The organism is uncultured Microscilla sp., assembly GCF_947493425.1.
In the GTDB taxonomy this organism is placed as follows: Bacteria; Bacteroidota; Bacteroidia; order Cytophagales; family Microscillaceae; genus Microscilla.
Map to the genome: position 1 here is coordinate 46217 of NZ_CANLRP010000019.1, position 25870 is coordinate 72086.

Below are 25870 nucleotides of genomic sequence, written 5' to 3' on the forward strand. Positions count from 1 at the left end.
GTTTTAGGTACACTTTATCAACTAAGTGATATCTCATCAAACCGCAAACTTATGGCACCACATTCATCATTTAAACCTTTATCAATTCCTCGCAATTTTGATAGCTTAATATTTCTTATGTTATTTTGCTACAGCATCAATGCGACTTTAGTTGATGTAGTTGGTTTTCCAAATATATTTAAACCTCTTTTTTTGCTATGTAGTGTTACAATATTAACTTGGTCTTTATACTCCCACAAACCACCTATATATCAACTAAAAGTAATCATTGGTTTTTGTTTTCTAGGCATAGAACAAACTCTATTTATTTTACCGCTAATTATTTTACCACAAATGATGAGGTCTACAAAGAAGCTGAGTTTTCAGATTCCTCATCTTATTCTTTTACTTTACCTTACATATTGCTTGGTTTTAATGCTTTTTTATACAATTATTGATTTTTCTTTTTTCACACCCATCCTCTGGTATTTAATTACAGGTGGACAATTGATTTTGTTTCTTCATTATTACCGCTACCAATATGATTCTCAAGATTTGATTGAGATTCTGTCATTTTTTAAAAAGCTGATTTTACTCCAAGTAATTTTTTTAGCTGCCCAATTAGTAATACACCGCTCGTTTTATCCAGGAGATTTATGGTCGGGTAGCTTTCATGACGCTGATAAAGCAGGCTTTTTCCTATTACTATTACTAATCTATTATATTATTCCTCCTTTTTTATTAAAAAACCAATCACTGCTCAAGCTCAAATCCCGTAAGGGCGTAGTAGTGCTTGCTATGGCCTTAGCTGTACTACTGTGTGATGCTAAAATTTTGAGTGCAATTACAATTGTATCTAGTGTATTATATGTTATTTTAACAGTGTTTAGCCAATTATTTAATAGACACACTCAAACTTCTACTAACAAAACTACCCTAACTACCTTGTTAATATTTATGTCCTCGTTTTTTGTTTTATCAATACTTAACCTATACCTCAACCGCATATCAGCAGGGCAAATAAATAATATTTTTGAAATTACGTCTACATATACAGGATCAACCCTGAAAGAAGCAAGTAAAAAAGTATTAGCTGGCACAAATACAAAAGCAGTATTATACCACCGAACATATAGTCAATGGGCTCGTGACAATCCATTCACTTGGTTTTTTGGTGCTGGTCCTGGAAGATTTGATAGTCGTACATCTAATATTTTGGCTTATGACATTCTATACAAAGATGAAAATCAATTCCGTCTACCTTCTGTCATCCCACCCTATTCATCTTATTGGGTAAAAAAATACATGAATGATGTATGGACTAAGGAAATATCTGAAGCTGCTCGGTGGAGATCTGCTAACTTATCTTTTCCTTTTGCTGGGTTAATTGCCATCAAAGCTGAAACAGGATTGGTAGGCTTGGTGTTATTTCACTTATTTATTTTTTCATGCATCTACTTTCTCAAAAAGAAACTAGATGCCTCCAATACGCCAATAATCCAAAATTGGACAATTATTATCAGTATATTTTGGCTATCTTTGCCGCTTCAAATGTTGATAGATAATATCCAAGAAAAGCCACAAATCATGTTACCAATGTTACTATTAACTACCATTATTCTAAAGACAAATATGTCAGCTCAACCAAAGTAGTTTATTTATAAAACTATAAAAAAGTATATGATACCCGAAAAAGTAAAGAAATGATATTAAACTCAAATCATGTCCCTCCTTCTTTTATTAACATCCGATCAGGCATAAAGTATAATAACAACATTTTTAAAAGCAATAAAATACAACTTCTAGAAATTATGCATACTATGCAAATTTTAAATGTTTTTATTATAAAGATCCAATCACATCTAAGTTTCTAAAAATGAAAGTTTTGCACATTACCAATGCTTACCCAACAGATGATCATCCAGGGTTTGGCATATTTATAAAAGAACAAATACACTCGCTTGATAAGAAGCTTTCAAAGAATGATGTAGTTGTAATTGATGCAAGAAATAAAGGCAAAATGGCATACTTCAAGGCTTTTCTAAAGTTAAGAAAACTTGTCAAAGATTATGACATATTACATTGTCATCATGCCTTTGCAGCTTTTGTTACACTTATGGTCAAACCTCAACAAAAAGTTGTAGTATCATTCTTGAGTAATGGGACTCCCGACTCCCTCAACTTACCTAAAAAAATAAGTGTCCGTTTAACAAAATATATCACCTCAAAATCTGATGCTATTATCTTTAAGTGTGACATACCTACACAGTATCAACATCACCCAAATGTTCATTATTTACCCAACGGTGTAAACACAGTTTTTTTTAGCCCAACCGATAAAAATATAGCTAAGGAGAAGCTTAACTTAAACAAAGACAAAACATACATTTTATTTGTCAGTGCAGGTAATTTACATCGTGCAGAAAAAAGATACGATATTTATAAGCAAGTACTTATTTTATTAAAAAATAAATACAAGTTAGCAGATGTTGAGGAATTACACCTTGTTAACTCTTCAAGGTCATTGGTACCATATTACTATGGTGCTTCTAATGTACACATTCTTACCTCTGACTTTGAAGGTTCACCTAACTCTGTAAAAGAAAGTATTAGTTGTAATGTACCCATAGTATCTACAGATGTTGGAAACGTGGCGTCAATGCTAAAAAACGTATCTAACTGTTATATTTCAAATAACTCTACACCTGATGAGTTAGCCTACTTGGTACATAAATGTTTACAAAAACAAGCAGCAAATGATTTCGCTTTAAGGCAAGTTTTATTTGAACAACAGTTGGACATGGACTCAACAGCCCAAAAGCTTTTCAACATATATAACAACTTATTGCCTTAAAATAATCTAATAATCAACAGTAATAAAAATAGTCATAAAAGATATGAAAATATTAGGAGTACATGACGGTCACAACGCGTCTGTTTGCTTAACAATAGATGGTAAAATTGAATATCTAATTCAAGAGGAACGAATAGCGAGAGAAAAAAATATGGCAGGGTTTCCTGAAAGTTCCCTCAGGTTAGTACTTGAAAAAAGTGGCTTAACCCCTAATGATATTGATATTGTAGGACTTAATGGCGATTATATGCCCAAACCTACCAACCGCCAAGGTACTTTAGATTACTATAAAAGCCTTATAGGTAAAGGGAAAGGTATTAGCATTAGTAAAGTCAAAAATAAACTTAAATCTGTCAAGGCAATTGCTGCTCCTTATGAAGAACTTAACAAAAGCCAGCGCATAAAAAAGCTTGTAGATTTTGGCTTTTCCCAAGACAAGATTGAATTTGTAAACCATCACCTAACTCATGCCGCAAGTGCATACTTTGGTAATGCTAACCTTGACGACAAAGTTTTGGTGTTAACCAATGACGGAGCTGGTGATAGAGTATGTGCCACAGTAAATATTGGTGAAAAAGGAGAAATCACGAAACTTTCTGATGTTCACGAAAACCACTCTATTGGGTTAATGTATGCCATTTTCACTTTTTTAACTGGAATGGTTCCACTTGAGCATGAATATAAACTTATGGGAATGGCCCCTTATGCTGATAAGAAAGGAACAAGAAAGGTAGCCGATCAACTATGGGACATGTTTGAGCTATCAGAAGATGGTACAAAGTGGGAATTTACCAAAGGATACTCAATGTATGGGTCATTAGACTTTTTCCACGAGTTTATGTTTCTAAAAAGGTTTGATCACCTTATGGGAGGCTTACAACTTTTTATTGAAGAGTTTTTGGTAAAGTGGGTAACAGCTTGCATAAAAAAAACTGGTATTAAAAAAGTTGCCTTAGCTGGTGGTACTTTTATGAATGTAAAAGCTAATAAGCTATTAATGGAAATACCTGAAATAGAAACAATATTCGTTACTCCATCTGCTGGCGATGAATCTAATCCTATTGGTATTTGTTATTATCTCTCAACAAAACACCAAGGTGTTCAAGCAGTTAAACCATTTGACAGTATTTATTTTGGTATTTCCTTTAGCAATGACGAAATCCAGCAAGCTTTTGACACCTATAGCTTTAAGCACCAGTACAGTATTTCTAAAGAAGAAAATATAGAAAAAAAATCCGCAGAAATATTAGCAAAAGGATCTGTGATAGCAAGGTTTAAGGGACGTGAAGAGTTTGGCGCCAGAAGTCTTGGCAATCGAGCGATCATTGCAAATCCTAATGTACCAGATGTTGTCAAGGAAATTAATTCTATGATTAAGAACCGTGACTTCTGGATGCCATTTGCTAGTTCTATCATAGACGATGACATGGATAAATACCTCTCTTGGAAAAAAGATAAAGATAAAAATGCCCCTTATTACATGATCATGACCTATGATACCAACCCTATTGCCCATACAGAGCTGGCTGGAGGCATACACCCGTATGATAAAACAGTAAGGCCTCAAATGGTTACCAAAGAACATAACCAAGACTATTGGAACCTCATCAATGAGTTTAAAAAAATAACTAACATTGGGGGAGTACTCAACACCTCACTTAATTTACATGGCCTACCGTTGGTTCATGCTCCCGAGGATGCATTTCATGTAATGGAAAATTCTAGCTTAAAATACTTGGCTATTGGAGATTTTTTAATCACTAAACAAGCATAATACAATAAAGCTTAATATATCAGTTAATACTTAGCTCGACTTTGGCCTTTAGTAACATTAGCTAAATTGCTTTATGTGCCCTTAGCATATAAACATTATTACACTGTCGCCTTTTTTAAACGACCGTACAAAATTAGATTTAACACAAAGGTTTTTGTAAAAAACATCTTAAGTGCTAACCAAATTTTTAGCTATTATATTACTGAAAATGAACTGTTTACTAAAATTCAATTTCAGAATAAGTTCCTTTAAAATGGCTAAAGTCAAGCTTAGTACATTGTTAATTAAGTTATTGTTTAGTTCGAGGTTCGCTTGGTTCCTGACGATGGTCAAAATTTATCCTGCAGGAAACTAGCATAGTTCGCTTTTTCAAATTCCGATGCATATTGGAACCGTAGCTACGCGATATTTTTGATAAGAAGTCAGACCCAGCCCTCCGAGAACAAGTACGCTTACTCTTCGAATGCGAGCTCGGAGCTCTAAGCCGAACTTGATTCGAAAAAGCTGAAAAAAACGTAAGAAATTGAGTTTACAATGTACTTAGTTCCCAAAGCACTGGTTTTTTATGTTGCATTAAACAAGAAAAGAAACGTTGTGGCACCAAAATATAAGCTAAAAACCACCTAAAAGCTATTTGACAAAATGGGCATACTAAAACAAGATAACCTTTTATTTATAACTACCTTACTAGTAACCATCACTTTACCTATTTCTATGCTTGCTAATAACATTAGTATTGTATTAATGTTGCTTGTTTGGATAAGCGAAGGCAAATGGCGAACAAAAATTCAAAACCTACAATACAATAAAATTTCTTTAATTTTCCTCAGCTTTTATGTGCTACACCTGATTGGCATGTTATATACCAATAACAAATCAGAAGGGTTCATTGAACTCGAGAAAAGGCTAAGTTTACTTATATTTCCCTTGGTATTGGGCTCTACTACAAAACAGTTTACAAAATCCCAATTCCATTTCATTTTAAAAACATTTGTGTTCAGTTGTACTTTAGCATCCGCCACAATGCTGTTACATGCTGTATACCGCGTTACTGAGCAAAACCAAGATATAAAGGTGCTATTTTATGATCTTCTATCTATGTCATCTATTATAAAAATGCACCCTATCTATATTGCCATGTACATGGGTTTCTGTTTATTTATTATTCTTTATTTTTTACAAAGTTTTTGGAAATCTATCTCTATTCTCACTAAAATTGGTAGCATAATTTTATTTATTTATACTTTAGGGTTCATATTTCTCACAGGTGCACGCATGCCCATCATCAGTACAGTTTTAATTATTATAATACAATTTATCACTGGTTATAAAAAGCAAACGTTAACTACCAACGCTGCTTTAATCAGTTTATTCATTGGAGTTGTTATTATTGTTATTATGAAATTCGATGTTTTGCAACATCGTTTTAAAATTATCTATGAAACCAATATTTCACAAATTTTCTCTAAAGACTACCAATACCACAACGACCATCAAAATGCTTTCTCTATGAGGCTTGTAAAATGGCGTTGTAGCGTTGAGATTATTTATGAAAATTTTTTGTTTGGTGTTGGTACCGGTGATGCAGAAGACCAACTTGTGATTTGTTATGATCAAAAAAAATTTTGGGGAAGATTAGCAGGTTATCGTTTTAATTCCCACAACATTTACCTCCAAGATTGGCTTCGCCTTGGCTTGATTGGATTCACTCTATTAATGCTTAGTTTTATACTCCCTATTATAAAAGCTGTTAAACACAAAAAAGGACTATATCTTGCATTTATAACACTCTTTATGCTTTGTGGTACCACTGAGTCATTAATAAATGCTAACAAAGGAATTATCTTTTTTGCTTTTTTTAGTTGTATATTTGCTTTCAAATCAGATATTCAAAGTTCATCTACCTAGTTTTTCAATCACAAACAAAAATCGTATTAAGGTTTGTCTTTGTAAAAAGCACGCTTAAAATCAACATAAGACTATAAATGCAAAAAATAGATAAATTAGCAAATTATGCAAACCCTAAATCGCTAGGCAATAAGTTTAGGGAAAAACGATTTAACTTCTTTAAAAGTAAAATCAAAAATCTACCAAAACCTATGAAAATTCTTGACGTAGGTGGGACACAACTCTTCTGGGTAAATAGAGGATTTCACAATAACCCAAATTATCATATTACTCTACTGAATCTTCATAAAGAACCTAGTGACTACTCCAACATACAAAGCATTGTAGGTGATGCTACCAACCTATCAGACTACGAGGATAATCACTTTGACTTAGTGTTTTCGAACTCTGTGATAGAACATTTATTCACATACCAAAATCAGGAAAAAATGGCAGCAGAAGTTCAGAGAGTAGGGCATTACCACTACATCCAAACTCCTAATTACTACTTTTTTATCGAGCCACATTACTTATTGCCTTTCTTTCAATTTCTTCCAAGAAGCCTACAATTATTTATTCTTACTAAAACTCGCCTTAGTCGAGGCATAAAATACACCAAAGAAGCAGCTAATGCATACCTTGATGAAATTCAACTTTTATCAAAAAAACAATACAAAAGACTTTTTCCTGAAAGTTTATTCTACAAAGAAAAATTTTTAGGGATGACTAAATCAATCACAGCTCACAACATTATAAAAAAAGGGTAAACATACACTTTGATTACTCAAAATTAATATAGATAAAATGCAAGCTCGTACAACTAATAAAACCCAAAGGGTTCATTTTCTTTCTACTCCTGTTGACTGTTTGACCCTGAGGGAAACAATAGATAAAATAGAACATGCTATTGATAATCACCAACAAATACATAGAACAGATGTAAACGCTGGTAAGATAGTAATGATGCATGAAGATAAAGAGTTGCATAATAGTGTTGTAAATGCTGATATTATCAATGCTGATGGTCAATCAGTAGTCTGGGCATCTAAAATTTTAAAAAAGCCAGTACCCGAACGTGTCACAGGAATTGATTTAATGGAGGAATTAATGGTTACAGCCAATAAAAAGAGTTATTCTGTGTTCTTCTTTGGTGCTACAGAAGAAATTGTAAGTAAAGTAGTTCAGATTTACACCAAGAAATACGGGGAAAGAATTTTAGCTGGATTTAGAAACGGGTATTTTTCAAAAGATGAAGAAGAAAGTATTGCTCAACAAATCGCCCAGAGTAATGCTGACCTATTATTTGTAGGTATGGGGTCTCCTCAAAAAGAAAACTTTCTTTATAAATACCGTAAAACGTTTTCTAACGTAAGTTTTGTAATGGGTGTAGGTGGTAGCTTTGATGTAATAGCAGGTAAAGTTAAACGTGCGCCAAAGTGGATGCAAAAGGCGGGTTTAGAATGGTTTTATAGACTTATTCAAGAACCCAAACGTTTATGGAAAAGATATGCTGTTGGTAACTATAAATTCATCAAACTTGTACTTGCAGAAAAATTTTCAAGAAAAAAATAATCAATGCTTAAGGTAGTACAAAGTAATCACAGATAACTTAGATTTACCCACGAAAAAACACAAACTTTGTAATCATTTTGTATTCAACCTATCAATTTATTCTAATACAGCATTTTATTAAAAATGTAAGTAGTGTCACATACCAAAATGAATATAAAAATCACTTCAAATACATTCATAAACATTAAATCATCGCTTTTTTTCAAAAACAGCTTGCAATACCATATATCATACTTCCTTTTAGTGTGCATTGCTTTTACCCTCCCTTTACATACACAGCTCAATAGCATTTTAATTATCAGTTTTTGTCTAAGCCTCTTTTTTCAAAAAAAACTCAAGAAAAGGTTTGCTAATCTGTTAGACAATCAATTTTTCTATTTATTCATTAGTCTCTACCTCATTCAACTAATTGGCTTAATATATACAACCAACTTTCACGATGCCTTATATAAATTAGAAACCAAGTTATCTCTTTTGATTCTCCCTATTGCATTAGGAGTTTTACCCAAGCTCAATAATAAACAAATCCATATTATTGTCGCCAGTTTTGCCTTATCTTGCCTTCTTACCACTTTCTACTATTTTATTATTACTACCCAGGCTTTTTGGCTGGGTCAAGCCCCCTCTTTTCCAGAATCAGCAGTTTTCTTAAAAAATATTTCTCCTATAGGTACCGTGTATGTAGGTATGTATAACATATTTGCCATATTTTCTATCTTATACATTCTACTCAAGGACTGGAAGCCCACTCCCATTTTTCTCAAAGTGTTCTCTATAGTAGGGATACTGGTGCTTTATGCTTTTGTCATTCTGATTGGAGCTCGTACAGCATTGTATATCTCGTTTTTATTTGTTGTAATATACCTCGCCTATAACTTCTATACACGCCAAAACTATCATCTTAGCACTATTCTACTCGCCATCGTATCATTAACCATTACTGGGTACTTTGCCTACAAAAATGATATCAATAATAAAGTTACCTCTGTATTTGACGCAAAACCTGAGTACAACACGCTTGACCTTAGAATGGTGCAATGGGGATGTGCCGCAAAAATACTCTTGGACAGCAACCACTCTTTATTTTTTGGTGTAGGCACTGGCGATGTTCAAAAACACATTGGTGATTGTTATGTAAATCAAAATTATGGCAGCTTAAAAGACTCTTTTAATGCTCACAATGAATATATAGAAGAAGCTTTGCGACATGGGCTGATAGGTCTTTTTGTCTTCTTATCAGCATTACTCATTCCTTTTTACCTCAGTATCTACGAAAGACGTAGCTATTTGTACTTCTTATTTCTACTAATTTTTATTATTTGGAGTTTTACAGAATCTACGCTTAGCACTCAAAAAGGGACTGTATTTTATGCTTTTTTTAATTCTTTGTTATTTTTTCATTTTGTCAATAAGCATAAGACAAAATAATATTTCACGCCTCAACATTCTCTTAGAAAAATGCAACCTCAGGAAATTTAGGATTATTGAGCCCTTTAGTTCTAAATTTGCGTATACAGAATAAAAATGAGTGAAAACCATGACACACCAATACTCTAAGTTTCTCCATCCATTGTATCTAATTGGAGACTTACTCTTATTAAATTTATCTTTTATAGGGGCTTTTGCATATCAATTTGCAAGCCTAAAACTAACTCAAACACCTTACTTTTTCCTGATGATATTCTTCAACATCATCTGGATTTTTGTATCAGTATTATTAGACAACCATGAAAAAAACCGCATGGCTACTGATACTGCTATTGTCAAAAAAATAGCTAAAGGGTTGGGGTTACATATAGCTACCATAGCCACTATTTTACTATTTCTTAAGGCTGTGTACTTTTCTCGTTTACACCTTGTATGTACCTATGCCCTGTTTGGCGCACTAATCATTGCTTGGAGAATATCTTTTATCTACTTTCTGCGAAGTTATCGTACTAAAGGGTACAACTTTAGATCTTATGTTATTGCAGGTATGAGTTCTTCGGGGCAATCACTGCTTCAGCTATATAACAAACATCCAGAATTTGGTTATCGTTTTATGGGTTATTTTGACAATAAAGTAACAGGAGATAAAGTTTTAGGTAAAATCTGTGATATTCAAAACTATGTCAAAGAAAATAATATAGATGAAGTTTACTGCTCTGTATCAGATATAGATAAAAGCTATGTCAAAGATTTGGTAAAATTTGGCGATCAAAATATGGTCAGAGTAAAACTATTGTCGTCATCACAAGACAGCACAACTGCTCAAAAACTATTTGCGGTACAATATGGCAATTTAAACGTATTCTCATTTAGAAATGAACCTTTAAATGACTCCTTTAGTAAAGTCTCAAAACGAATTTTTGATATTGTGTTTTCATCGCTTGTAATGATTTGTATACACTCTTGGCTAGTGCCTATTATAGCCATATTAATAAAAATGGATTCAAAAGGCCCTGTGTTTTTTAAGCAAAAAAGAACAGGGCGTGATGGCAAAGAATTCTGGTGTTTGAAGTTTCGTACAATGAAGGTGAATAACGACTCAGATTCTAAACAAGCCACCAAAAACGATCATAGAATTACACCTCTAGGGGCATTCCTTCGTAAATCGAGTATAGATGAATTACCTCAATTTATCAACACTTTTCTTGGGGATATGTCTGTAGTTGGTCCCAGGCCTCATATGCTCAAACACACAGAGTATTATTCTCAGGAAGTGGACAAGTTTATGGTTCGTCACCTTGTAAAACCAGGCATTACAGGCTTAGCACAAACCAAAGGTTTCAGGGGAGAAACCAAAGAAGTCTCTGCAATGAAAAACCGAGTAAGAATGGATGTTTTTTATGTTGAAAACTGGTCATTATTTTTAGATATTAAAATCATATTTATGACTGTATTTAACATGATTCGTGGAGAAAAGAATGCTTACTAAGCGATTGAAAAAAGCTCGTTAAAAGTATTGATTACTTTTAGCCAATCATCATATAATATCGTATCATTACAATGGTAACCATCCTATAATGATGCGATTTTTTTTTATACTGCCATTACAAATTTAATTATATATAAAGTATATTACTTCACAATCCGATATAAATGCCTTACCTTCAAGTAATTGGTTTCATTCATTTATAAATTTTCACTTTATTAATGACTCTTTTTTTAACGTTTGTTACCTCTCTAATTATTACTTACCTAAGCATACCATCTATCATAAAAGTGGCAGATGAAAAGCACCTTTATGACCTTCCAAACGAAATAAAAACTTCACACAGTACAGGTATTCCAACATTAGGTGGCATTGCTATTTTTGGTGGAACCCTCATTACCAGCACCTTCTTTATAGAGTTTGACACCATCCCCCGATTCAATTATATATTATGCGCTATGACTTTACTGTTTTTTACAGGTGTCAAAGACGATGTCATTCCTTTAACCCCCAGCAAAAAGTTCATCGCTCAAGTGATTTCGGCAAGCATAATTGTATTTAAGGCTAACATACGACTTACAAGTTTATATGGATTGTTTGGTATACAAGCCTTGCCTTATTGGATAAGTATTGGCATTTCATTATTTACGATTATTGTAATTATTAATGCTTTTAATCTAATTGATGGAATTAATGGGCTTACAGGTGGGGTAGGTATTATTGTGAGCCTTACATTCGCTTTCTTTTTTTATCAAATACAGGAAATAGGCTGGGTCATTTTTATATTGGCATTGTGCGGTAGTTTAATGGCATTTTTAAAGTTTAATTTTGCCAATAAGATTTTTATGGGTGATACAGGTTCACTATTGGTAGGTTGTATATCAGTAGTGCTATGTATAAGTTTCATAGAACACCCTGAGGTACAAAAAAAGTATTCTAACTCTTTTACCCCTGTTTTTGCTTTTTGCATCCTTATTATCCCTTTATTTGATACTCTCAGGGTTTTTACCATCAGAATATTTAATAAGAAATCACCTTTTCAGGGAGACAGAAAACACTTGCATCATATATTGGTAGATGGAGGACTCGCCCACTGGCAAGCCTCCTTTATTATGTACCTTGCCAACCTCAGTATTATTCTATTGGCATACTCTCTCAAACATATCAGTGCTTTGTTCTTACTCTTTGGTGTATTGGCATTATGTACGGTTTCAAGCTTTTTATTGGTATATTTTCATAAGCCTAAATCCAGTATAAATAAACCACAAGCCATTAAGCAATAGTTTGCTATAGCATATTTTCAATAATGTTATCTATGGTTACTCCCTCAGCTTCAGCTTTAAAGTTACGCACAATTCTATGACGCAAAATGGGGTAGGCTACTGCCTTGATGTCTTCTATATCTGGAGAATACTTGCCTGATAGTAAGGCGTTACATTTAGCCCCTAAGATCAGGTTTTGCGAAGCACGAGGTCCAGCTCCCCACTCAAGGTATTCGTTGGCTTCTTTAGCTGCCCTTTCTGTTCCTGGGCGAGTCTTATGTACCAAACCTACAGCATACTCTACTACATTATCAGGTACAGGCACTTTTCTTACTAACTCTTGAAAGGCCACAATTTCTTCACCCGATAAAACTTTATTTACGACTGGTTTTTCTTTTACTGTGGTTCGTTTTACAATGTCTACTTCTGCCTGATAATCAGGGTAATCAAGAAATACATTGAACATAAAACGGTCTAGCTGCGCTTCTGGCAATGGGTAAGTCCCTTCTTGTTCAATAGGGTTTTGGGTAGCCAACACAAAAAACGGGCGATCAAGTTGATAGCGTTTACCTGCAATGGTTACCGAATACTCTTGCATAGACTCTAGCAAAGCAGCCTGAGTTTTGGGAGGGGTACGGTTGATCTCATCGGCCAAAATAATATTTGAAAATATTGGTCCTTGTACAAACTGAAAATTACGCTGTTGATCAAGGGTTTCTGAACCTAAAATATCTGAAGGCATTAAATCGGGCGTAAACTGAATACGATTGAAGTTAAGCTCAAGACTCGATGCAATTGTTTGAATCAATAGTGTCTTTGCTAAGCCTGGTACTCCTACCAACAAACAGTGCCCCTGACAAAAAATAGCAGTTAATAACAGGTGTACTACCTCTTCTTGCCCTACGATTACTTTTGAGATTTCTTTACGAATATCTTGGTAAGCAGTGTGTAATGCTTTGGCAGCATCTACCTCAGATGCGAATTTTTCCATGTAGTTTTAGGTTCATGTCTTGTCCCTTTTGGACAAAGTTGGTTTAACAATAGTTTATATGTACTAACTCTAAAAATAATCATAGAATCTTAATAAATGCTAATTATTTTCAGCTTTATTTTAAAGTTTATCAATTATTTAACACCCATACAAACAACTATTTTGTGTGCTTACCAACGCACTGTTTTATAAAAACAGACAATGCCTACAATCAGAAACAACTCTGACTATAGGCATTGTGCTAAACAAGGTTTCTATAAGGCAAGGTCAATTACTACTCAGTACTTTACAGTCTTTATAGGCTTTATCAATTTTGATAAACATTTCACCTTTTACTTTATTAAACCATTTATTAATTGCCCGTGCTTTTTTATCATTAAGCGCAGCATTATAAATTTTTTGGTAATCTTTAGAAAGGGCTGCCATATGCCCAGATATTTTTTTCTTGAAATAAATTATTCTGACAGCCGTTTTTCCATCATCAGTACGATAAGACTGAGGAGGAGTAATCGTACCTACCTTCATTGTATCTAAGGTCAAAAACAAGTACGAATCCAAATCATTGGTAGCAATCATACTAGCTCCGGTAGCCTGACTAGTCAACATGCCTCCGTTCCCAGCGGTTATTTTATCATCTGAAAAATTTTTAGCTGCTACTTCAAACTTCAAACTATCTTTTACAATACGGGTACGAATACTATCTAAAAAATGACTGGCTTCTCCTACATCTACCAACGAGTAGTCTGGTTTTAAGAAAATATGACGAGTATTGAACTCATTTCCTCGACGCTCTAGCAGTTGTATCACATGAAAACCTAATTGAGTTTCTATCACCTTTGAAATTTCATTCTTTTTCAAACGAAATACTGCGGCCTCAAATTTTGGAACAAAAACCCCTCTGGTTTGCCATCCTAGGTTCCCCCCTTGCTTGGCACTTACATAGTCTTGCGAAAATTCTTGCGCTAGTTGAGCAAAATCTTCGCCTTTCATTAAACGGTCTCTTATTTTTTCGAGTTTTTGTCTGATTTTCTGCTTTTGCTCTTTGGTGGGCTCTGGTATTTTCACAATATGCCCTACCTCTACTTCGTCCGAAAAGTAAGGTAGGCTATCTTTAGGAATTGAATCAAAATATTGCCTTACCTCCTTTGGGGTAATTTTCACGGTAGAGGTAATCTCTCCATTCATCTTTGATACCGTCATTTGTTCTTTCAAAATATCGCGGATATCTTCTTTAATTTGATCCATTGTTTTACCATAGAGTTTTTCCAACTGTTGCTTTTCTCCCCCTACACTCTTCAGCATATAATCAATTCTTCTATCAAGCTGCAAGTTTACCTCTACATCACTTACAATGACTGAATCAATCTCAGCCTTGGCTACCAGAAGCTTTTGGATAATCATTTCTTCCAAAATTTTACACTTCAAATCTTTTTCAGGGGCTGTTGTCTGACTTTGAGAAATGATCTCAAGGTACCTTTGCTGTAAATCTGACTCTAGTATAATGTTATTATTTACTTTCGCTATAATTTTATCGACAAGCTGTCCACCACCCTGTGCCATGCTCATAGAAGAGAAACCTATGGCAAGGCATAGTAATAAGACTTTTATGTACGATTTAAAAATCAACTTTTGCATGATATTTTGCTGCATTTAATAAATTTTAATTTTTTTAGACTTTTGTGCCTTTTTAAGAATGTCTTCTTCCATTTTTTGAATCAACTCAACCTTTCTTTTCTGCAAAATTAATTCAACAATGTGTGGTTTTGCAAACTCATAAGGAGTCTCTTGATTGACTAATTTAAAATCACGCACTTTAAGATAATACACATACTTTTTATCTTGTTTGCGTGAATACTGAAACTTACTTTGCTTTAATAAGGCGGCTTTATCATTTACTCCATTAAATGGTGTGTTATTGATAAGGTCATCAACCCCTACCCAAGTACTATCTTCTATATGATAAAACTCGGCTGATTTTACACAAAAATCTCTAAGAGTTTTTTTTCGATTGGCATTTGTACTCATTAGTAGTTTACCTACTTTTAAACTTGCCGAAGAATCTCTGCCAGTGCTCGCCAAAGGAATTTTAATTAATATACCTTTGATAATATGCTGTTTGAGTACAAAATTCCCTTTATTGGCTTCGTAGTGCGTCTTCACCTCACTATCTTTCACTAAAGTATCAAGGTTATTATTTACATGCCGCTCTTCAAGCACATACCTCAACAAGTTATCTTTAAATTTTTTTACCTTTTGTTTTACTTCGTCTTTGTCTATTTTTTTCTGATTACGGGCTTCCTCTAACACCACTTCACGTTTAACCCAAGCATCAATATAGTCTCTCACTAGTCTGGCACTATCCTTAGCGAGCATTCCAGGGTGTATTACCCCCTGAAGATCGTCAGCATATAGTATGGAGGCTCCCACTTGAGCAATTTTTTTTGACTTCCCCGTTTTCCCACTTCCAACACCACTATCACCTTGCCAAAGGCTACAGGCAGATAAGCAAACCGAGGTCAACAAGAAAATGAATACGCTCCTACTATTGACACTACAAACTAAGTCCAGAAATATTGTTTTCATTCCTCTCATTTTTTACTTACCAATTGATCTATCACTTCTTGATTTACCTGTACTGGGTATTCTTTCTTGAGACTCTCCAGCCATTCTTTTTCAAGGTAAGTTTGATAATTAGCAATAACCTTTCCGCGAGTTTCTTTATAAGTTTTCAAGCGAGGTTGTAACACATCCTCAATAACTACCAATACCAAGCGATCTTTATCTTGTAGCTCTGTTTTCCCTTTCTCCCAGACAACTTTATCTACAAAATCGTTGTCGCCTTTTTCGTATACCCCTTGGCTAACTTTTACATTTAACGGGTTGGTAAGATTCAATTCATTGACTAGATCTTTCTTTTGAGATGAATAAAAAGCGAATTCAATTCTTCGGTTTCGTCGTCGGTCTTTGATAGACACCGGCTTCGAGTTTTTATAATCCTTGGTAGTAATACGGTCAACACCGATTCGCTGTCTCAGTAAAAAGTCCAAAGTATTTTGCAAACGTTGAGATGATAAACCAACAGGTTCCGCAGGGTCAATATGCCCCGAAAGTTCCAGCTTATAATGACGGTTTTTCTTCATGAGATTTGCCACTGACAACAAAGTACGCTGAGCATTTTGATCTAATACTTTTTGCTCTTTGTCAAAATATACATTATTTACTTTCACTTTACTCACAAGGTAACTGGGTTGAGCCAAACGCGTTTTTAATTGAGCCATTACCTGAGCATTGGCTACGCTGTATATAGTAGCTTTAGCTCGTTTACCCCAACGATATTTTTCACGATTTGCTTCAAAGAACTTTCTTGCCCCGGCAGTATCCATAATAGCCTTGTTCCACACTTTATCATTCATCATCTGAAACAACATCATTCCCTCTTTATACTCTTTTACTAACATTCGGTAATCCTTGTATTTTGCATCCAGGTTATTACGCTCAAAATCCAATGCACTATAATCTATATAATTGTCCAGTAACAAACGCATATAATGTGTAGGGGTAGCAATATTACTTTTAGGAACCTGCTTTAACACTACATAGTCAAAAAAATCTTTGACAGTATAGGTTTTCTTCATTTTCAATACTTTGTCTTCAAACGATATAAGTCCTTCTTTCAAACCACTTTGGGTAGGGCTGTACTTCCAAACACCCTTGAGTAATGTAGCATCAGCCTTGGCTATAGCCTTATTAGCTACTTTAGAGTTCAACTTAAAGTTGTTGATTTTTTTTAGTTTGGCGATAAATGACTGATGAGTTACCTTAAGACGAGAGTCTTTGGCAACTTTTTGCCTGATAAATGGCTCCACTTCGGTAAATGAATCCAAGGTTCGCTTTTTCATCAATTTGATGATATGCCAACCACTATATGGAGTATACACAGGCTTTGAAAAATCGCCTACTTCCTTTAATTGAAAAGAAGCTTGCTCAAACTCAGGAATTGCCTCACCCACCCCAAACTCTGGCAGTACACCTCCTTTGTTCTTAGAAGGTTGATCTTCAGAAAACTGACGGCATAATTTGTCCCAATCTTCTCCAGCTTTGAGTCTTTCATAAATTTTATCAATTTTACGTTTGGCCTCAAGCGAGTCTTTAGCATTGGCTTTGGCAGGTTGCATAATCATAATATGGGCAGTTTGGATCTTGCCGCTGGCTTTGCGCCTGTCAGTTACTTTTAGAAAGTGGTAACCAAATTTGGTACGTAACAAATCTGAAATAGACCCCACCTGTGTTTGATAAGAAGCATTCTCAAAGGGGTATACCATCTGTAAGGCGGTAAAGTAACCTATATTACCACCTTGTTTGGCAGAAGGGCTCTGTGAGTGGGTACTTGCTACTTGTTCAAAGCTTTTGCCATTGAGCACGCTTTTACGCAACTCCAAAATTTTGTTGTAAGCAACGACAGTATCTTGTGGCTCAGCTTCTTTATCTACTTTTACCAAAATATGAGACACTCTTACCTCTTCTTTCAAACGATCGTAGGCTTCTCTTACCAACTCCTCTACTTTGGCTTTATCAGTAAGGTAAGGCTTGGCAAGTTGCTCTTTATAAGTATTCAGTTCATTGTTAAAAGCATCAGTAGTATCTATCCCTTTTTTTTGAGCTGCCAAAATTTTAAGTTTAAACTTAATATATAAGTCAAGATAACTAGAGACACTACTGCGCGTATAAGCACTGTCCTTGTTTTTGAGGCTTTTCTCGTAGGTATATTTAAAATCGGATAGATAAATGGGATTAGCTCCCAGGGTGGCAATTACTTTCGACTTACTACTTGTTGTTTTCTTTGTAGTTGTACAGCTCACCAAAGCTACACACAAACCTAAAACATACAATCCTGCTTTGGTACAAACACTATTTTTAAACATAATGAAATATTAGCTTTTGGTATGTTGGCAAAAATCATCACAATTTTACGGATTTTTTGCGAAAAAAGACTCGAAACCAACAGGTAATAAATAGTTTAACAATTGAATAGGGTGTTAAAGTTAAGTTTTGAAACAAAATGAAGGGCAAAGTTTGGTGGAAATAAAAACGAAAAGAATGTTTTGGTGGAGTAATTAAGTTATTTTTTGGCTATTTTTTTGGTCATTCGCCATATATTTTGGTGGTCTTCTACAGACACTTCTACTGTATCCATAATTCGGTTTACTAACATAAGCCCTACCCCACCTTTACGCCTTTCTTTGATAATATTTGAAATTTTGGGTTCTTGGTATTCTGAAATATCAAAAAAATTAGCATCCTGATCTATAATCTCAAACAAGATTTTATCTGCTTGATCTTCTATATTAATCTCTAAAAAATAATCAGGGTTACAATTGTGTGAGTAAATAATAAGGTTGGAACAAATTTCATCAACAGCCAATACTAATTGATTCACCTCTATTTCTGACAAAGATAAATTGCGCAGTACTACTGTGACAAACTCTCTTATAAGCCGTAAATTATCTCTTACACAATTTACTTTATAGTAATGAACCATTTTACCAAGGGTTATGAAAATGCAACAATTAACAACACCAGAGTGTTTGCTTAAGAATCTGTAAAAATAAAATGCCTCAGGAGAACAAAACACCTCGTGAGTGAACAACGCAAAATATTTGCATAACCTTTAGCTTCGCACAGCATAGCTGTAGCCTCGGTTTTTTGAAAAAGTCCCCCAATCAGAAGTTATGCACCAGAAATAGATTATTTTTGTAGGATTACTTAAAGAACAACAACAGCGGTTTTAACATATAGTCTACTTTATATCTTTAGCCTCTTGTTTAGAGTCAACTATTTGCAATAATTGATCTAAACCTAATATCTCAAATACATTTTTAACTTTTGAACTGAGCCCAAAAAGCGTAAAGAATATTTCTTTTTCTTTGAACTCTTCTATGTGAGACATAAACACTCCCAAACCGGCAGATGATATATAATTGAGGTTGGCGCAATCTACCAAAATATTCTTTTTGCCATTAGTTATTGCTTCTTCTATAGATTTGTCTAAGGTAATGGAAGATGATGCATCTACATCGCCATAAATTTCAATGATATGAAATTGCTCTTCGTTTATTGTTTTTATTTGCATCTTAGGTGTACGTGTGTAAAAGAAGTTAGTTTATATATGTAATCATATGCTGAACAAATTTATAGAATCTATATTTGTTTCCCAAAATAATGCGCTTCAAAGCCCATAAGAACCCTTCAAGAGTATTCAAACCTAAAGCGGCTGAATGGCAAAAACACCCAACCACCTACCCCGTACTTAATACTAAATAATTGTTAAGTAGTACTTTGTGGATAAAAAATATTTTTTCTTTTATTTGGTTTCTGCGTACTTTTGCAAAACTTATAATAGTTACGTAGGAAACAATGTGCTTTTAAGCATTTACAACACCTTTTTTGAATATTTATCTGGTTTGTTTCTACTGTTTACCCAACATAAATTATAACTTACGAAACCTTTTAACGTTAAATTTTATACCAATATATCAATATATACATAAACCTAAAATATATGGAAAACAAGGAGGAAAAGACGAGATACTCTGAGGAGGAACTACGTGAATTTGATGAATTAATCCAGAAAAAACTAACTGAGGCAAGAAAAGAACTTGATTATATCAAAGAATCTTTGAGCAAAAGAAATGATGAAGGAATAGATAACACTATTGGCAACTCAAAACTATTGGAAGATGGCGCTGGAACCGCTGAGCGGGAAAACCTCAATCAGATGGCTGCCCGCTTACAGAAGTTTATTCAACAGCTCGAACGTGCTGCCATTAGAATTAAAAATGGCACTTATGGCGTATGTATAGATACAGGGAAACTTATTCAAAAAGCAAGGTTGAGAGCAGTACCTCATACTCAGCACTCTATTGAGGCTAAATTATCAAGACAAAAATAATTGAGACTTTTACAAAATCACGTAGAGGCACTTATTTTTTGTGCTTCTGAACCTATTAGTATAGATGAATTGCAAAGTTGCCTTTCAGAACTGTTTGATACTGTAATACCCGAAGAGGAGGTGTTGCAGACGATTGAAGTACTTACTGAAAAATATGAAAATGGTAACTTTGCTTTTCAAATTTGTCAAATGTCAGAGGGTTACCAATTTTTAACTAAACCTGAGTTTCAACCAAGTATTGCTGTTTTATTAAAACAAAACTCAAAAAAAAGATTATCAAAAGCAGCATTAGAAACACTGGCAATCATTGCATACAAACAACCTATTACCAAGGGGCAGTTAGAACAAATAAGAGGAGTGAGTTGCGACTATACCATTCAGAAACTTTTAGAAAAAGAACTGGTCGCAATCAAAGGAAAAGCAGAGACCGCAGGTCGCCCCATTCTTTATGGAACAAGCAAAAAGTTTATGGAATATTTTGGCATCAATAGTCTGAGTGATTTACCATTACCCAAAGATTTGAAGGTGGATGAAAGTAAAGTTCCACAAGCCAATGAGAATATTCCGGCAGAAGGCTCTTAAGCCAAAGCTGCCCGTTGAGTAGCCCGTGTTTTTTGATTAAAGGTTGATTCAAAAAACACACATAAATCAGGATTTCAGCAAGGGCTTTCAACATTTTCAATATATAATTTTAACATATACATAGATTGCATAAACAATGAATAAGAAAAGAAACGATGAGGTAAGAAATACCTCAGGAAAAAACAGCAATGGTCAGTCTAAACACAAAAATATAGATAAAAAGAAGGGTTTTTTTAGCAAAAAAGATAAAAGAGACAGAAAACCAGATAACCGAAGAAACAGAAACCAAGAAGATAACCCCAATCCTAAATTCAAATCAAACAATACTTCCCGAAAGCCTAAATTCAATAAAGACGCTAAGTTTAATAATAAAGATAGCAGAAGCCGAGACAGAGATAGAGAGAATAAAAGAGAGCAGGGTTCTGACAGAAAAAATGGTCCTAAAGACCACCGAAGACCCAACAAGTTTAAACAGCCTTTCCAAAAACGCAATTCAGACAGAAAACAGTCTGGCCCTCCTAACTATGACCTGCAAAAACCCGGAAGTAAGGTGAATAAACACCAAGACCGTGAAGGTAACCGTGGTAAAGGACGTACTCAAAGGCATAATGAACCAGAAAAAATGCGCCTCAACCGATTTATTTCTAATTCAGGGGTTTGTTCTCGCCGTGAGGCAGATAAACTCATAGAGATGGGAATGATCAGTGTAAACGGCAAGGTAATTACCGAAATGGGATTTCAGGTAAGCCCTACTGACACTGTAAAATATGGAAAGAGGTTGTTGAAGCGTGAAAAGTTTGTGTATGTATTGCTCAATAAACCTAAAGACTTTATTACCACCACCAATGACCCTCAAGATAGAAAAACCGTGATGGATTTGATTAAAAACTCTTGTGATGAGCGAATCTATCCTGTAGGGCGTCTTGACCGTAATACAACGGGTTTATTACTGTTTACCAATGATGGTGAAGTAGCTAAAAAGTTATCACACCCTTCACACGATGTTAAGAAGGTATATCAGGTAGAGCTGGATAAACCATTGAAAGATGAAGACTTGGACTCAATTGCCGAAGGGGTTATTTTAGAAGATGGCTATGCTGCTGTAGATGAAATAGCGATACTCAACCCTGAAAAAACATTGGTTGGTGTAGAAATTCACATTGGACGAAATCGCATTGTACGCCGTATTTTTAACCACTTGGGCTATGAAGTAGTTAAACTTGATCGTACTATGTATGCAGGTTTGAACAAGAAAAATATTGACCGTGGTGATTGGAGATACCTGAGCGAAAAAGAAGTAATTCGCTTGAAGTATTTTGCTTAACTACTTGCCCATTATTGGGCAACCAAAAGACAATAAAAAATGGGCAGTTGATACTTATCGACTGCCCATTTTTTGTGTTTTTTATAATAAATTATAGTTGTGCCACTTCCATTTTACGCTCTACCTTTTTTACCAAACCTTGCAGTACTTTGCCTGGGCCTACTTCGGTGAAAGAAGTAGCACCATCGATAATCATATTTTTCACGGTTTGAGTCCAACGAACTGGCGACGTTAGTTGAGCAATCAAATTAGCTTTAATGGTTGCCACATCGTTTGCTGGGGCAGCATTTACATTTTGATATACAGGGCATATAGGCTCGCTAAAGTTGGTTTCTTCTATAGCTTTGGCCAATTCTTCACGAGCAGGCTCCATCAAAGGAGAATGGAACGCTCCTCCTACCGCCAAAGGCAATACACGCTTGGCTCCTGCTTCTTTCAGTTTTTCCATGGCTTGTTCTACCCCCGCATTGCTCCCCGAAATCACCAGTTGCCCTGGGCAGTTATAATTAGCTGCTACTACTACCTCATCGATGGCTTCACACACTTTTTCTACCACCTCATCCTCTAACCCCAGCACTGCTGCCATTGTAGATGGGTTTGCCTCACAAGCTTTTTGCATAGCCAAAGCACGTTGCGATACCAACTTAAGCGCATCCTCGAAAGCTAATGTCTTATTGGCTACCAAAGCCGAAAACTCTCCCAAAGAGTGACCAGCCACCATATCGGGAGCAAAATCATCTGAGGTAAGCGCCAAAATTACTGAATGTAAAAAGATGGCGGGTTGGGTAACTTTGGTTTGTTTAAGTTCCTCCTCAGTTCCTTCAAACATAATATCAGTAATGCGGAAACCTAATATTTCGTTGGCTTTCTCAAATAATTCTTTCCCTTTTTCTGATCCTTCGTACAGGTCTTTTCCCATTCCTACAAATTGGGCACCTTGTCCCGGAAAAACGTATGCTTTCATTTTTTTCGTTTTTTGGTAAGTGATCATTTTAACAGCACAAAGTTATATGTCAGCGTTTTATTTTGGGTATTTTTAAAGATTTTTATTTAAAAAGAGACAAATGATTTATCAAAAACTATGGGCAGGTCACTGCCTTACTTTAATGGATAAGTGACAGGTAGGCTGTTAAGAATTTTAAAAAAGTGCCCCACGTTTTTGAGGAAACTTTTATGATTTTAAAAATAAGGTAAACATTCTTTGTCTAATACAAGATACCCAAATTTTTCTTTTCCTGCAAAAATAGCCATTACTACGTTACAGGGTATATTTTAAAGAAAAATCAGTTTTGGTTTATCCAATCAAGGTAGGCAAACAATTCCTTGAAAGTTGTGATAATCTCATGGTATTTCTAAACCAAAAACGTGGGGAAGAAATTACCAGATTCTTAACAGCCTAAGTGACAGGTCTGTAGCTTTGCACAAATTCAAAAATGGCTTTGATGTCATCAGCCGTAAGGTCAAAGCTTTGCATCATAGTTTTGTTATATTTGTTATACAACTTTACCGCATAAGGGTCGCCACTGGCAATTACTTTTTGCGAGTTTTGTACCCAAGTGATGAGCCATTCTATAGAGCGACGATCTAATATACCTCTGAGCCCAGGCCCTACTACCACATCAGCTCCAGGACTGTGACATTGTTGGCAGTTATTGTCAAACAAAGTTTTTCCTACGCTAGTTACTCCTGATATTTTCACAGTATCTTGATAGCTATATTCTGACACTGTTCCACAACCAAAACTTGGTGTTGTTTCTGCTATTTTTGCATTGCTTTGAATTAACACCAAAGCTACTATTAAACCTGTAATTGAAAGTGCAATTAGAGCAAATATTTGAGAGAATTTTTCGATAAATGGAATCACAATCTTTAGTTTTAATCTTTCTTATTTTCCGGTGTATGTAATGAATCTATGTATACCACTTTTGAGCTTCCATAGTTAGTCACATAAAACAGAATTGCTTTTACTTCACTTGTAGTAAGCGTAAAACTCTGCATCATAGTTTTGTTATATTTGTTATACAACTTTACCGCATAAGGGTCGCCACTGGCAATTACTTTTTGCGAGTTTTGTACCCAAGTGATGAGCCAGTCTATTGAGCGTCTGTTCAGCACACCTTTTAAGCCAGGGCCTACTATTACATCAGCTCCAGAGCTATGACACTGTTGGCAGTTATTATTGAATAAACTCTTACCATAATTATACAATGCTTGTTCTCCATTTGTAAAAGTGGGGGTAGGCATACAACCGAGAGCAGGCATAGGTTCGTCTTTTGTAGCACAACCTGGCAAAGGCTCGGTTTGCATCTTAAATACAAGTATGAATAACGCACATAATAAAGTCAAGATCATCATTGTAAGAAGATTAAACACGTGAACAATTTTTTGAGTGAATGGTGTCATAAGTTTAATCTTTTACGTTGGGTAATTTATCTAAAGAAACATAAGGCTTACTAACAACCTGGCTCTTCCTATTTTTTTACCCAAAAGTTAAGAATACCTTTTATTCAGATCTTTTAAATGCCTTTTGATATGAGCCGCTACAATTTCCAAATGTTCTTGCCTTGAGTATCCTCTTGAGCCTTTCTTGTAAGGAATAATACCAATCGCTGTATTATAAATATATTGTTCAATGATTGTCTGTGCTTTTTTGAGTCTATCAATCAAAGTTTCTATTGAGCTCGAAGCCATTGTCTCGACACTTTGCTTGTTTACTTCTGAAAGCTTACCTTTTAGGGGATTGGGTTTCCTGCCCTCACCCAAATCTGCAATATTTCGGGCAAAGCTTTCATGCCAGAAAGTAAGGTGCCCCAAAATATCTTTAGCATTCCAAAATTCATACACCATTTGTTGGTAATCTAAATCTTGCTTATAAAACTGAATCAAGGCAGCTAACTGTTGCTGAAGTTTTTTTAAATTGGTTTCAATGTTCGAATCTAAATTACACATACAAGGTATTTTAAAATTGCACGAATAGTCATCACAATATAAAAGCAAACCTATAGCTGCCCTATGACAAACATCGGTAAAACTTTCAAAAAGGTAATCGTTTTTCCCAATGCGCTTGTGTACCTCAAAAAACCTAGACTGCTATAGGTTTTTGTATAAACGATTTTTGCATACATAAATACGCGACCTTTTGTACGAATGGTGTTGTAGGTTTAATCTTTTACATTGGGCAATTTAATCTAAAGAAAGATAGGGTTGGTTACCTCGATTTACATTGGCTATATAAAATAGCAGGGCTTGCATATCACTGTTATCGTAGTTAAAGCTTTGCATGACAGTTTTGTTATATTCATTGAACAATTTTACCGCATAAGGATCGCCACTGGCGATTACTTTTTGTGAATTACGTGTCCAACGTGTCACCCAATCTACACTACGCCTTTCAAATATGCCTTTTAGGCCAGGGCCTACTGTACGCTCCTCGCTTGTTTGGTGACATTGCAAACAAGTGTTATCATATAATTTTTTACCAAGATTATATACTTGAGTCAAACTATCTGGCTTTTGTACTTTAGATACACCGGGACTATTGTTGGTGGTGCCTTTAGTTTCTTGACCAGACGATGAGTCAGAGTTGCAAGCAGTCATAAAAAGTAACATAATTGGTAATAAGTTGATCTTCTTCATGAGGGTTATGGGTTTAAATAACAGCAGATTGTTTACTCTAACAATATACATCTTTTGCTCAATATTTTTCCTTCTGTATAAAATCTAGTGATGACAATTTAAATGACCATTATGAGGCTAAATATGTACTCATTATCTACAAAACT

The 25870-nt window shown here is 34.9% G+C and carries 23 protein-coding genes; 12 read left to right on the plus strand and 11 right to left on the minus strand.

Annotated features, from left to right (window positions below; all coding sequences use genetic code 11):
• Positions 1-51 precede the first annotated feature (51 nt).
• The 9 genes from Q0954_RS07700 (at position 52) to Q0954_RS07740 (ending at position 12263) form a co-directional block, all read left to right on the plus strand.
• Positions 52-1632, plus strand: a complete 1581-nt coding sequence (locus Q0954_RS07700; RefSeq protein ID WP_299455626.1) for a hypothetical protein — start codon at positions 52-54, stop codon at positions 1630-1632.
• Between the two features lie 223 nt (positions 1633-1855).
• Positions 1856-2833 (plus strand): glycosyltransferase family 4 protein, encoded by a 978-nt coding sequence (locus Q0954_RS07705; RefSeq protein ID WP_299455627.1) that lies wholly within the window; start codon positions 1856-1858, stop codon positions 2831-2833.
• 43 nt (positions 2834-2876) lie between these two features.
• A complete protein-coding gene (locus Q0954_RS07710; RefSeq protein ID WP_299455629.1) occupies positions 2877-4607 on the plus strand; it encodes a carbamoyltransferase C-terminal domain-containing protein in 1731 nt (576 codons plus the stop codon).
• Positions 4608-5249: 642 nt separating this feature from the next.
• Complete coding sequence (locus Q0954_RS07715) at positions 5250-6515, plus strand: O-antigen ligase (RefSeq protein WP_299455630.1); 1266 nt, start codon at positions 5250-5252, stop codon at positions 6513-6515.
• 77 nt (positions 6516-6592) lie between these two features.
• The gene (locus Q0954_RS07720; RefSeq protein ID WP_299455631.1) at positions 6593-7261 is read left to right on the plus strand and encodes a class I SAM-dependent methyltransferase; all 669 of its coding nucleotides are present in this window, start codon (positions 6593-6595) and stop codon (positions 7259-7261) included.
• 37 nt (positions 7262-7298) lie between these two features.
• On the plus strand, positions 7299-8066 hold the full coding sequence (locus tag Q0954_RS07725; RefSeq protein ID WP_299455633.1) for a WecB/TagA/CpsF family glycosyltransferase: 768 nt from the start codon (positions 7299-7301) through the stop codon (positions 8064-8066).
• Between the two features lie 474 nt (positions 8067-8540).
• A complete protein-coding gene (locus Q0954_RS07730) occupies positions 8541-9494 on the plus strand; it encodes an O-antigen ligase (protein WP_299455635.1) in 954 nt (317 codons plus the stop codon).
• A 109-nt stretch (positions 9495-9603) separates the two neighbouring features.
• Complete coding sequence (locus Q0954_RS07735; protein WP_299455637.1) at positions 9604-10983, plus strand: undecaprenyl-phosphate glucose phosphotransferase; 1380 nt, start codon at positions 9604-9606, stop codon at positions 10981-10983.
• Between the two features lie 218 nt (positions 10984-11201).
• The gene (locus tag Q0954_RS07740; RefSeq protein ID WP_299455639.1) at positions 11202-12263 is read left to right on the plus strand and encodes an MraY family glycosyltransferase; all 1062 of its coding nucleotides are present in this window, start codon (positions 11202-11204) and stop codon (positions 12261-12263) included.
• A gap of 4 nt (positions 12264-12267) precedes the next feature.
• On the opposite strand, the gene Q0954_RS07745 is transcribed toward Q0954_RS07740, so the two are convergent.
• The 6 genes from Q0954_RS07745 to Q0954_RS07770 all read right to left on the minus strand — a co-directional run bounded on the left by Q0954_RS07745 (position 12268) and on the right by Q0954_RS07770 (position 19363).
• Positions 12268-13233: a MoxR family ATPase gene (locus Q0954_RS07745; protein WP_299455641.1), complete on the minus strand. Its 966-nt coding sequence runs from the start codon at positions 13231-13233 to the stop codon at positions 12268-12270.
• 267 nt (positions 13234-13500) lie between these two features.
• A complete protein-coding gene (locus Q0954_RS07750; RefSeq protein ID WP_299455643.1) occupies positions 13501-14883 on the minus strand; it encodes a peptidylprolyl isomerase in 1383 nt (460 codons plus the stop codon).
• Positions 14884-15816 carry a hypothetical protein gene (locus tag Q0954_RS07755; RefSeq protein ID WP_299455645.1) on the minus strand — a complete coding sequence of 311 codons (933 nt, stop codon included), beginning with the start codon at positions 15814-15816 and terminating at the stop codon, positions 14884-14886.
• A 5-nt stretch (positions 15817-15821) separates the two neighbouring features.
• Positions 15822-18155, minus strand: coding sequence for a peptidylprolyl isomerase (locus Q0954_RS07760; RefSeq protein WP_299455646.1), 2334 nt, complete (start codon positions 18153-18155; stop codon positions 15822-15824).
• Between the two features lie 197 nt (positions 18156-18352).
• The gene (locus tag Q0954_RS07765; RefSeq protein ID WP_299455648.1) at positions 18353-18772 is read right to left on the minus strand and encodes an ATP-binding protein; all 420 of its coding nucleotides are present in this window, start codon (positions 18770-18772) and stop codon (positions 18353-18355) included.
• A 258-nt stretch (positions 18773-19030) separates the two neighbouring features.
• Entirely contained in the window at positions 19031-19363 is a 333-nt protein-coding gene (locus Q0954_RS07770; protein WP_004155482.1) for an STAS domain-containing protein, read from the minus strand.
• Positions 19364-19792: 429 nt separating this feature from the next.
• Between Q0954_RS07770 and Q0954_RS07775 the strand changes: the two genes are divergently transcribed.
• The 3 genes from Q0954_RS07775 to Q0954_RS07785 all read left to right on the plus strand — a co-directional run bounded on the left by Q0954_RS07775 (position 19793) and on the right by Q0954_RS07785 (position 22088).
• Positions 19793-20182: a TraR/DksA C4-type zinc finger protein gene (locus Q0954_RS07775; RefSeq protein WP_004155477.1), complete on the plus strand. Its 390-nt coding sequence runs from the start codon at positions 19793-19795 to the stop codon at positions 20180-20182.
• Complete coding sequence (gene scpB / locus Q0954_RS07780; RefSeq protein ID WP_299455653.1) at positions 20183-20764, plus strand: SMC-Scp complex subunit ScpB; 582 nt, start codon at positions 20183-20185, stop codon at positions 20762-20764.
• Positions 20765-20900: 136 nt separating this feature from the next.
• On the plus strand, positions 20901-22088 hold the full coding sequence (locus Q0954_RS07785) for a pseudouridine synthase (protein WP_299455655.1): 1188 nt from the start codon (positions 20901-20903) through the stop codon (positions 22086-22088).
• Between the two features lie 91 nt (positions 22089-22179).
• On the opposite strand, the gene fabD is transcribed toward Q0954_RS07785, so the two are convergent.
• From fabD to Q0954_RS07810, 5 genes are all read right to left on the minus strand, one after another.
• Positions 22180-23052, minus strand: a complete 873-nt coding sequence (fabD, locus tag Q0954_RS07790) for an ACP S-malonyltransferase (protein ID WP_299455657.1) — start codon at positions 23050-23052, stop codon at positions 22180-22182.
• A gap of 432 nt (positions 23053-23484) precedes the next feature.
• Positions 23485-23952 (minus strand): cytochrome c, encoded by a 468-nt coding sequence (locus Q0954_RS07795; protein WP_299455659.1) that lies wholly within the window; start codon positions 23950-23952, stop codon positions 23485-23487.
• A gap of 11 nt (positions 23953-23963) precedes the next feature.
• Positions 23964-24491: a cytochrome c gene (locus tag Q0954_RS07800; protein WP_299455661.1), complete on the minus strand. Its 528-nt coding sequence runs from the start codon at positions 24489-24491 to the stop codon at positions 23964-23966.
• 87 nt (positions 24492-24578) lie between these two features.
• Complete coding sequence (locus Q0954_RS07805; RefSeq protein ID WP_299455662.1) at positions 24579-25037, minus strand: hypothetical protein; 459 nt, start codon at positions 25035-25037, stop codon at positions 24579-24581.
• A 234-nt stretch (positions 25038-25271) separates the two neighbouring features.
• Positions 25272-25724 carry a cytochrome c gene (locus Q0954_RS07810; RefSeq protein WP_299455663.1) on the minus strand — a complete coding sequence of 151 codons (453 nt, stop codon included), beginning with the start codon at positions 25722-25724 and terminating at the stop codon, positions 25272-25274.
• Between the last annotated feature and the right edge of the window lie 146 nt (positions 25725-25870).